Raw genomic sequence first — 10274 nt, forward strand, 5'->3', positions numbered from 1 at the left:
TAAAGAGTTTTGAGTTAAAAGTTAAACTTCAAGTTTTCATTCAGGACGAATGTACTGATTAACTAATTTTTTGGGGAAAATTAGTTAACCCATCATTATAACATATAATTAATTCGCAAGAGTTCTACTAAATTAAGGGCTTTTATTGAAGTTATATTATATCGATTAATCAGGTTGCGGGTTGTTTCTTCTAAAATTAATTTCGACCAGTAAGGGGAGTATAAACCTCGCCAAGCAATTGATAATAAAGTATCGCGTAAATACTGAGGAATAAGAACACAAGCATCTAAAACAACCCTAGGCTCTGCTGTCATCTAGGTTTAATTCCTCATCTTTTCTGTATAGTCCTTCCGCTTCAGTCATGGCCACAAGGTTATTTAAAATTTGTTCTCTTTCTCGATATTTTTTCTCTTTATATATTAGCAAATCTTCTCGTTTTATTCGTTTATAACTGCCTATATTAGTCGATAAAATTTGCCCCTGTTCTAGTAACTTTATTAGACAAGAGTTAGAAACATTTAACAAATTAGCTGCTTCTTCTATAGTTAAATCCTGATGGGTAACATTTAACTCAATTACCTGTCCCGATGCTAAGGCGGCTACACTGTAACGAAGTACCATTAAAATCGATTCGGGAATATGGACATTTTCTCCCTTTTCAGTTACCAGTCTCGTCGGTATTTCTCTATTAAGCAGCTGATTTAATTGGGTTATTTGTTCAGTTTCTTCGGGTTCGACAACAAAATAAGTTGGGTCAAAATTAGAATATTTACGGTTCTCCGTTACTTGGTATGGTTCGATAGGGGGGCATAAATCGACTAAATCCTTATCTGGCAAGAGATTTAATTGATTAGTTCGCTCTAGATCAAAAATAATTGACAAAAATCGCTAAATGCCTTTCTCTATAAGGGTTACATCCCTTATAACCCCCGTCCATTGCATAACACAAACCGAAGAGCCATATTTACTCATATCAGAGAATGACTCGACGCATTTATATTATTTCACATCATTTTAACATATCATACTAAATTTGTTGAGTATAGGCTACATAACGATCTTCTGGGAGTCTGGCAAAAGTCTTACAGTCTCTAAACTCTAGCTCTCTTATGGGGTAAGCCTTCAAGCTATCGCTAACTAACAGAAACCTGAAATTTGAGTTTTTATTAGAAAAAAAGTTAGCGAGCACTTGTCAACCAAGGGTTTCAGAATCTAGATTCGGTCAGGGATTTCCGAAAATTCCAGAAGAGCGATATAACCAATTTACCTTTTGGTTTATCCGAAACCTTTATTTGACGGGGGACAGCCGCCAGTTTATTGTTGACATAGTTTTGTAAACATGAGCAACTTACCCCTGTTACTCTGGCAATTCCTCGTCAGGAAATTCGTTCGAGTAAGAGTTTGTCAATTAATTGTTTGGTTTCGTCAAAGACGGTTTTATTAGTGGGATTGATCACAAACGGTTGACCACATTCTTGACCTTGACGTTTGGGTTTTCCCTTAGGAATAGAACCATTCTTGATCCTATGGTGAGAACCACAACGCTTGACAGGGGAATAGAGGTGAAGGGGGGATTTTGTTCGGTGCTAGACTGATATTTGAGTAAGCCAGACAGGAGCCAGAAAAAGATATTTATCAGAAAAGTCATGAGCAAGCTAGAGGTTTAAAGACTGAGCGGGTTCCAATTATTTTTATTAATAAATATTTGACACAATTCATACCAGGTAAGCAAGAGGGCTACGGCACTACTACCGAATCATTACCCACGAGTTAATCCTCGTCTCGCCAATTCTTTTTTCCTCTTTCCTAGGGACTTTTGCTGATAATCGGGTCTCATGACACCATTGTTACTCCGGTTTGAGTTCAGGATACTTCCAGATTTAGAAGATCAGGGCTTGTCCCTAGTTTTTCTTTTTCTTTTTAGGGCGCGTAGCGTCCTTCAGGAGCTGATAACTGCTAGACTAATTGGGTGATGCTTGCAAGATTAATAAAACCAGTGTCGAGATTAGAATGCAGGGACTTTTAAGAAAACTTTGGCGTGCGATCAAAAACTTTTTTACCCGACTTTTGGGGGGACAAGGGGGAAAGGGGAGAGTACAAGCGATCGAATCTGTTCCCCTAACCGATACAGACTACGAGTTTCTCTATATGCAGTTACTCGATGGAGTGTCCCACGGTTGGCACGAAGGCAGAATTCTGAGATTTTTTGAGAAATTGGGCGATCGAGGTCGGCAAAAAGATTGGGTAGAATGGTTAGAGCGTTTTGGAACCCGTCTGCAATCCTCCGCTTCCCTTAATCAACTTCTCGCCACCAGAATGATCCGTTTAGGAGAATTAGCTCGCGCTTTTCCCGGGATTGAACGTATTGGTGAAGCTTCCTACGAGATCGGTTATCAACTCTACACCAAAGAAACTGCCACTTTAATCTGGGAATACGCCGGCGAAGATGAGGCACCGGGTAGTTATTCCCTGCCGCAACCCCCAGAAAATCTCTTATATTCGGGTGAAACTAGCGATTTTAACGGTAATGACCCAGAAAATCCCCAATTAGAAACCCTCACCCTCGATGAATTATTTAACCGTCTGCAAAACGATCCTACCCTAGCGGGCCAAATCGCCGAACAATTGGGCATCGAAAATAAGGACGCAGAAAGCATTATTGATAGTCTGATCGCTCAATTTTCCCCCCTGTCAGGTAAAAACCCTGAAACTGCCGAAGATTGGTTTAATCAGGGCTTAGAACAGGCAAATTTAGGCAATTGGTCAAATGCGATCGCTGATTGGGAACAGGCCTTGAAGATCGATCCCCAATTAGCCTCGGCCTGGCATAATCGTGGTAGTGCCTTAGCCATGGTCGGTAACTACGAAGAAGCGTTAAATAGTTATGATCGCGCCCTAGAAATCACCCCCAACGATCACCAAATCATTAACGCTAGAGGCAGCGCCCTATACGGACTGCAACGTTGGCAAGAGGCTTTAGAATGTTGGCAACAGGTGCTAGAAGCGGACGATAATTTTTATCAAGCTTGGTACAATCGCGGCAGTACCCTAGAAAATTTAGGCGAAACCCAAGCAGCGATCGCCTGTTATCAAAAAGCTTTAGGGATTGCGCCGGATTTTGAGCTTGCCCAAACCCGTCTAGAGGCTTTACTAGGGCAAAAACCGCCCGAAGACGACGGTAATCCCCCCGCCTGATTCAATCTGAACTTGAGCAGTCAACAGCCTACAATGAGGAGAGGATAGAGACTAATTTTAATCAATCAGGCCCAGCAATGAGTATAAAAAGCAAACCTCCTTCACAATCTCGCCTGATCGGTAATGTTTTATTAGCCGTAGGCGGCTTATTTCTGATTGTTAACCTTCTTTTCCCGCAATTATTTGGCCCTAGCGTCCCCAAAGTTCCCTATAGTCTTTTTATCGACCAAGTGGAAGATGGTAACGTCGCTAGGGTATCCGTGGGACAGAATGAGATTCGTTATCAGCTTAAAAACGACCAAGAGGGCAACTACGGACGAATTTTCAGCACTACACCGATTTTTGACCTAGAATTGCCCAAACGTCTAGAAGCTAAGGGCGTAGAATTCGCCGCCGCACCACCGCCAAAAAATGGCTGGATTGGTAGTGTTCTTAGTTGGGTGATTCCTCCCCTGATTTTTGTCGGTATTTGGCAATTTTTCCTCGCTCGCAGCGGTGGCGGTGGTCCAGCCGGGGCTTTATCGATTACCAAAAGTCGCGCTAAAGTCTATGTGGAAGGAGATACCACCAAAACCACTTTTAAAGATGTGGCCGGTGTGGAAGAAGCGAAAACCGAATTGGCAGAAATCGTCGAATTTCTTAAATATCCCCAACGTTACATTCAAATCGGGGCGCGGATTCCCAAGGGTGTCCTCCTAGTCGGTCCGCCGGGGACAGGCAAAACCCTGCTGGCAAAAGCAGTCGCGGGAGAAGCGGGAGTTCCTTTCTTTAGTATCTCGGGGTCGGAATTCGTGGAACTCTTTGTCGGTGCAGGTGCGGCCCGAGTGCGAGATCTGTTTGAACAGGCCAAGAAAAAAGCCCCCTGTATTATTTTTATCGATGAATTAGACGCGATCGGTAAATCTCGCGCTAACGGTAATTTTATGGGGGGTAACGATGAACGGGAACAGACTTTAAACCAATTATTGACGGAAATGGACGGTTTTAACGCTGGTGATGCGACGGTAATCGTGCTGGCCGCTACTAATCGCCCAGAAACTCTTGATCCCGCTCTTTTACGCCCCGGCCGTTTTGATCGCCAAGTGTTAGTTGATCGTCCCGATCTGGCTGGACGCTTAAAAATCCTCGAAATCTACGCAGGTAAGGTAAAATTAGGCTCAGATGTGGATTTAAAACAGATTGCTACCCGCACCCCCGGTTTTGCTGGTGCTGACTTAGCTAATCTAGTCAATGAGGCCGCTTTATTGGCAGCCCGCAATCAACGCAGCACCGTCGCCCAAGAGGACTTTAATGAGGCAATCGAGCGGGTAGTGGCGGGTTTAGAGAAGAAAAGTCGGGTTCTCTCGGAAAAAGAGAAGAAAATCGTCGCTTATCACGAAGTTGGTCACGCTCTCGTCGGTGCAGTTATGCCGGGGGGTGGTAAAGTTGCTAAGATTTCGATCGTGCCTCGCGGCATGGCAGCCCTCGGTTATACCCTGCAAATGCCCACGGAAGACCGTTTCCTTATGGATGATACGGAATTACGCGACCAAATTGCTACTCTTTTGGGTGGTCGGGCCGCCGAGGAAATTATCTTTGGTAGTATTACTACTGGGGCGGCTAATGACCTGCAGCGGGCGACGGATTTGGCCGAACGCATGGTGACAACCTATGGTATGAGTAAGACCTTAGGTCCCCTGGCCTACGAAAAAGGTCAACAGAATAGTTTTCTGGGAGATGGCATGATCAATCCCCGGCGCTTGGTGAGCGATGATACGGCCAAAGCGATCGATAATGAAGTGAAAGAGATTGTCGAAAATGGTCATCAGCAGGCCCTGGATATCCTTGCTCAAAATCGCGATTTACTCGAAGAAATTGCCCAAGAAATCCTCAGTAAAGAGGTGATTGAAGGGGAACAATTGCAAGCACTGCTTGATCGCGTTAAACCCCTCGATCGAGAACCTGTTACTGTTTAGATTGATTTGATTTTTACCTTACCCCATCTTTGTTGAAGATGGGGTTTCTCATCTAGAAATTTTGACCTTTAAGAGGGATTGGGGCTGAATATTGAGGAGATAATCCAGAAAAGTCTTGGCGATCACAGATAGTTTTTTATCCTTGGGATAAACCACATACCAATGGCGTTGGATGGGAAAATCTTGCACGTCAAGGATGGTAAATTCCCCATTGGGATTATCTAAATTTAAGACGTGCTGAGACAGAACTGAAATTCCTAAACCACCAGCGATCGCTTGTTTAATGGCTTCATTATTGCCGATTTCCAAACGCAGAGATACGGTGATGCCATGGTCGAGAAAAATTTGCTGTACTGCCCGTCTAATTCCCGATCCCATTTCCCGCATAATAAAAGGTTCCCCTTGCAGTCGTTTAATCGGAATTTTTTTCTGTCCCGCTAGGGGGTGATCTTTGCGAGCAATAACCACGAGGGGATTTTCCAGAAACGGTTGAATCTCCAGGTTTAGCTCTTGGGGGGGTTCGCTTAAAATATATAGGTCATCAACATTATTGATCATCCTTGTTTCTAGGTCTTGGTGATTGGTCAATTCTAGGGACACATCCACCCCTTGGTACTGTTGACAAAAAGGACCTAGGATCTGAGGGATTAAATATTGGGCTGTGGATACCGCAGCTAAACGCAGTTTACCCTGTTTAATGCCCTTGATATCGGCGATCGCCATCTCAAAGTTATCAAGATCCTTGAGGACTGCTTGACAGGTGACTAATAAACTGCGTCCGGCCTCGGTTAAATACAAACGTTTGCCTATCTGTTCAAATAAGGGTAAACCCACTGATTTAGTCAGTTGTTTCATCTGGGTGGAAACGGTGGGTTGGGTGATCGATAGTTCTTCAGCAGCCCTGGTAAAACTGCCATGACGAGCGGTCGCTTCAAAGACAATCAGTTGATGTAAAGTGGCGTGAATCAAGAGAGGCCTCTAGAGAGCTACACTTCTGTTACTGCCTTGAGGAGCTTTGCTAAACAGAAGCAGGAATGGAGGGGAACGAGTAAAAACCTCCCCACCCCGCTTATATCATAGGTTTAAATCAATACTTTTGTAAAGATATATCGATTTAAACTCAATTTACAAAAATTTGCTTGTCAAGATATCCGTTCTAGTATAGATTTAGAACAATCGATCTTTAAAAACCATAAAGTTTTGTCTATCAAGGCTGGTCTGTCAACCGCCAGCTTTGTTGTGGCAAAAAATCCTTTGCTCAGTTGGATTCTCATGGAAATAACCAATCGTATTCATTTTGACAATTGGCGGGGCGATGTATTAGGTTTTCTAACAGCTGCCATCGTTTCTCTACCTCTAGCTCTCGCTTTCGGGGTAGCTTCTGGGGCTGGTGCGATCGGGGCCAGTTTAACCGCCAAAAATCCCGAATTAGGCTTACCTGCGGACTTGACGCTGTCCAAAGTTCTGCCCGCAACAGGTTTGCTTAAGGGGTAAAGAGCCTTACTCTTACTCTCTTTCAGCTTTTGAAGGTTCATTTAGTCCGTTTATATTCAATACTCCTCATCAGGGGAGGCTTAAGGAGGTATTCGTGGATTTTTTCTCATTGTTTGTCATGGACTTTATCCAGCAGTTGCAGTCGCCAACGCTGGCCTTTTTGATTGGTGGGATGATCATTGCCGCTCTCGGGAGTGAATTGGTCATTCCCGAGTCGATTTGTACGATCATCGTCTTCATGCTGCTGACCAAAATCGGTCTAACCGGCGGGATTGCCATCCGCAATTCCAACCTGACGGAAATGGTGTTACCCATGATCTTTGCCGTCATAGTAGGGATTATTGTGGTCTTCATCGCCCGCTATACCTTGGCCAATCTGCCCAAGGTGAAGGTGGTGGATGCGATCGCGACTGGGGGGTTATTTGGAGCCGTGAGTGGCTCGACTATGGCCGCCGGTCTGACGGTACTCGAAGAACAAAAGATCTCCTACGAGGCCTGGGCCGGCGCACTCTATCCCTTCATGGATATCCCGGCGCTGGTAACGGCGATCGTGGTGGCTAACATTTATCTTAACAAGAAGAAGCAGAAAGAAGCAGCCTACGACCAGGAGTCTTTTAGCAAGCAGCCGGTGGCGGCTGGGAATTATTCCGATCAGCAGGATTATCCCAGCAGTCGGCAGGAGTATCTCAGTCAGCAGCAGCCTACGGATAATCGGGTCAAGATCTGGCCGATCATTGAAGAAAGCCTGCGCGGACCGGCCCTATCGGCCATGTTATTAGGTCTGGCTTTGGGCATATTCACCGAGCCGGAAACTGTCTATAAAAGCTTCTACGATCCCCTCTTTCGCGGCTTGCTTTCGATCTTGATGCTGGTCATGGGGATGGAGGCTTGGTCAAGGGTTGGTGAACTGCGTAAGGTAGCCCAGTGGTATGTGGTCTATAGCGTCGTAGCACCGTTTGTGCATGGGTTAATCGCCTTCGGTTTCGGCATGATTGCCCACTACGCCACCGGGTTCAGTTGGGGCGGTGTCGTGGTTCTGGCCGTCATCGCTTCCTCTAGTTCCGACATCTCCGGTCCGCCCACGTTGCGGGCTGGTATCCCTTCGGCTAATCCCTCCGCCTATATAGGCGCGTCCACGGCCATCGGTACGCCCGTAGCGATCGGCTTATGTATCCCGTTCTTCCTTGGTCTCGCCCAGGCCCTCAGCGGCGGCTAATTCCAGAAGGATTGTGGTCTGTGGGCGTTCCCTTGACGGGGCCTACCAAGCAAATAAATATACACACTTAAGGAGATAATCAACATGGCCAAACCAGCCAAAAAGCTCGTCATCGTCACAGAAAAGATTTTGTTGAAAAAAGTCGCCAAGATCATCGAAGAATGCGGGGCGAGTGGTTACACGGTGATGGATACTGGCGGTAAAGGCAGTCGCAACGTGCGCTCGTCGGGACAACCCCACGTTTCCGAAACCGACACGAATGTCAAGTTCGAGATACTTACCCCCGATCGAATTATGGCCCAGAATATTGCCAAGCAGGTGGCCGATCAGTTTTTCCTCAATTTTGCGGGCATGATCTATCTCTGTGACGCGGAGGTTCTGTACGGACAGAGTTTCTGTGGACCAGAGGGCTGTGATATCTAGCCGGATCATGACTCCGGCACTCTAGGGCTACCGCATCCCAAGCATGACTGTCCTTGAGCGGTGGCCCTTTTTCCTATCCCCCAGTTTTATGACCACCTGAAACCTTTAACCCTCATCCCTTTAAACTCATGATTTTGTCCCCTATTCTGCCTTCTTCGATCGGGGAGATAGCGGCTCCCATGGCTCCGCTCCCCTTGCTCGCCACCGTTGTGGCCGAGGATTCACCGATTATTCTCTCTGGCGTATTGCTGACGCTGGTGGTGATTTATCTGGCCAGCAAGCTCGGCGCGGAGGCCGCCAGAAAATTAGATTTTCCGCCCGTACTGGGAGAACTGGTCGCCGGTGTGATCGTCGGCGTTTCGGCACTGCATCTGGTCATCTTTCCCGAAGGGGGACTATCGGCCTCTGACTCGCTGATTATGACGGTACTGCAAGGTTTGAATCAATTGGCCCCGGCTGCCGTGGACCGGATCTTTGAGTCCCAAAGTGAAGTGATTTCGGTTCTAGCTGAAATCGGTGTGATTATTCTGCTGTTTGAAATTGGCCTAGAATCCGACCTGCGACAACTCAAGGAAGTGGGAATTCAAGCCACGGTTGTGGCCTGTGTGGGGGTTGCGGCACCTTTTGCGGCAGGTACGGCCGGGTTAATGCTCGTCTTTCATGTGGCGGCCATCCCGGCGATTTTTGCGGGGGCAGCCTTGACGGCAACCAGTATCGGTATTACCTCGAAGGTGTTGTCCGAGTTAGGTCAACTCAAATCCAAAGAAGGGCAAATTATCGTCGGTGCGGCGGTGATCGATGATGTCCTCGGTATTATTGTTCTGGCTGTGGTCGCTAGTTTGGCCAAAACCGGTGAAATCGATGTGGTTAATGTTATTTATCTGATCGTCAGTGCCACGGCCTTTTTAATCGGATCAATTTTGTTGGGAGGTATTTTTAACAAAAGTTTTGTGGCGATCGTGGAGCGGCTGAAAACTCGGGGAAATATTGTTATTCCCGCATTTGTTTTCGCTTTCTTTATGGCATTTTTAGGCAATGCTATTCATCTTGAAGCGATTTTAGGGGCCTTTGCCGCCGGTTTGGTGCTTGATGAAACCGATACCCGCAACGAGTTGGATGAGTTAATTAAACCGATCGCCGATTTGCTTGTACCGATTTTCTTTGTGACGGTGGGAGCGCGTGCCGATCTCGGTGTTTTAAACCCAACGGTACCGGAGAATCGGGCCGGACTTTTGATCGCTGTCTTTTTGATGGTTGTGGCGATTATCGGTAAACTGGTGACGGGCTGGGCAGTTTTTGGTATATCCGGAATCAATCGCCTCGCCATCGGTGTGGGTATGATTCCCCGGGGTGAGGTGGGTCTAGTTTTTGCTGGGATTGGTTCGGCCAGCGGAATTTTGGATAAGCCTTTGGAGGTGTCGATTATTATTATGGTAATCTTGACCACTTTCCTCGCTCCTCCCTTCCTCAGAATTGCTTTTGGTAAGACGGAAGCTGTTGCCGAAACCCTAGAAAGCAAGGATTCGGCTAATCCTATTCCTTAATTTTGATGGTAAAATCTGATTTTTTAGAGGCTGAAGCATTTTCAGCCTTTTTACAAATCTATGCTAAGGATCACCGGAGCGATCGAGGTAAGATTTGAGAGTATCTAATCTTTTTCCTATGTTCGAGCAGACATTTAAGAATATCGACGATATTCTCCGAAAAGAGGCGGGATGCGCGACCGAGTTGGATTACGCAGAACAGATCTCCTAGATTCTCTTTTTGAAGCAAATTTTGTAGAAATACAACTATCGTGGGGCGGACGAAAAGTAACGCGCAGGCGTAAGAACCACCTCTGTTTTAGATAACGCAAGGAATCTAAATTGACACTCCCCGCTCTAAAGAGACGGGGATTCTTGGTTCACAGAGATTACTTGCTTAGACAGAATTGCTTCTGAAAAAGTAGAGGTATTCTCTCCCCAAGCGTTTATTGGATCGAGCCCAAAGGT

9 protein-coding genes and 1 pseudogene are annotated in these 10274 nt (G+C 46.2%); 6 read left to right on the top strand and 4 right to left on the bottom strand.

The annotated features are described in order from the left end of the window. Window positions 1–95 precede the first annotated feature (95 nt). The 3 genes and pseudogenes from IQ242_RS08265 to IQ242_RS08275 all read right to left on the bottom strand — a co-directional run. Window positions 96–314 (bottom strand): PIN domain-containing protein, encoded by a 219-nt coding sequence (locus IQ242_RS08265; RefSeq protein ID WP_228020886.1) that lies wholly within the window; start codon window positions 312–314, stop codon window positions 96–98. After that, the gene (locus tag IQ242_RS08270; protein ID WP_228020887.1) at window positions 298–882 is read right to left on the bottom strand and encodes a helix-turn-helix domain-containing protein; all 585 of its coding nucleotides are present in this window, start codon (window positions 880–882) and stop codon (window positions 298–300) included. Before IQ242_RS08270 ends, IQ242_RS08265 begins: the two co-directional genes overlap by 17 nt. Window positions 883–1253: 371 nt before the next feature. Then, a pseudogene (locus tag IQ242_RS08275) lies at window positions 1254–1648 on the bottom strand (ISNCY family transposase); the annotation flags it as partial. Between the two features lie 362 nt (window positions 1649–2010). Here IQ242_RS08275 and IQ242_RS08280 point away from each other — a divergent pair. After that, entirely contained in the window at window positions 2011–3195 is a 1185-nt protein-coding gene (locus IQ242_RS08280) for a tetratricopeptide repeat protein (RefSeq protein WP_193959635.1), read from the top strand. A gap of 77 nt (window positions 3196–3272) precedes the next feature. Beyond that, complete coding sequence (gene ftsH4, locus IQ242_RS08285) at window positions 3273–5150, top strand: ATP-dependent zinc metalloprotease FtsH4 (protein ID WP_193959636.1); 1878 nt, start codon at window positions 3273–3275, stop codon at window positions 5148–5150. Window positions 5151–5198: 48 nt separating this feature from the next. Here ftsH4 and IQ242_RS08290 read toward each other — a convergent pair whose 3' ends face one another. Continuing rightward, complete coding sequence (locus IQ242_RS08290; RefSeq protein ID WP_193959637.1) at window positions 5199–6119, bottom strand: LysR family transcriptional regulator; 921 nt, start codon at window positions 6117–6119, stop codon at window positions 5199–5201. Window positions 6120–6350: 231 nt separating this feature from the next. Here IQ242_RS08290 and IQ242_RS27055 point away from each other — a divergent pair, with 231 nt between their 5' ends. From IQ242_RS27055 to IQ242_RS08310, 4 genes are all read left to right on the top strand, one after another. Further along, a complete protein-coding gene (locus tag IQ242_RS27055) occupies window positions 6351–6644 on the top strand; it encodes a sulfate permease (RefSeq protein ID WP_193959638.1) in 294 nt (97 codons plus the stop codon). A gap of 94 nt (window positions 6645–6738) precedes the next feature. Beyond that, window positions 6739–7860, top strand: a complete 1122-nt coding sequence (locus tag IQ242_RS08300; protein WP_193959639.1) for a sodium-dependent bicarbonate transport family permease — start codon at window positions 6739–6741, stop codon at window positions 7858–7860. Between the two features lie 84 nt (window positions 7861–7944). Continuing rightward, window positions 7945–8283, top strand: a complete 339-nt coding sequence (locus IQ242_RS08305) for a hypothetical protein (protein ID WP_193959640.1) — start codon at window positions 7945–7947, stop codon at window positions 8281–8283. A gap of 128 nt (window positions 8284–8411) precedes the next feature. Continuing rightward, window positions 8412–9827 (top strand): cation:proton antiporter, encoded by a 1416-nt coding sequence (locus IQ242_RS08310; protein WP_193959641.1) that lies wholly within the window; start codon window positions 8412–8414, stop codon window positions 9825–9827. The last annotated feature ends 447 nt before the right edge of the window (window positions 9828–10274 follow it).

This window comes from Microcystis sp. LEGE 08355, from assembly GCF_015207185.1.
In the GTDB taxonomy this organism is placed as follows: domain Bacteria; phylum Cyanobacteriota; class Cyanobacteriia; order Cyanobacteriales; family Microcystaceae; genus Microcystis; species Microcystis panniformis.

Coding starts and splice junctions, on each gene's coding strand:
- IQ242_RS08265 (WP_228020886.1), bottom strand. CDS start 314: ATGACAGCAGAGCCTAGGGTTGTTTTAGATGCTTGTGTTCTTATTCCT.
- IQ242_RS08310 (WP_193959641.1), top strand. CDS start 8,412: ATGATTTTGTCCCCTATTCTGCCTTCTTCGATCGGGGAGATAGCGGCT.
- IQ242_RS08280 (WP_193959635.1), top strand. CDS start 2,011: ATGCAGGGACTTTTAAGAAAACTTTGGCGTGCGATCAAAAACTTTTTT.
- IQ242_RS08305 (WP_193959640.1), top strand. CDS start 7,945: ATGGCCAAACCAGCCAAAAAGCTCGTCATCGTCACAGAAAAGATTTTG.
- ftsH4 (WP_193959636.1), top strand. CDS start 3,273: ATGAGTATAAAAAGCAAACCTCCTTCACAATCTCGCCTGATCGGTAAT.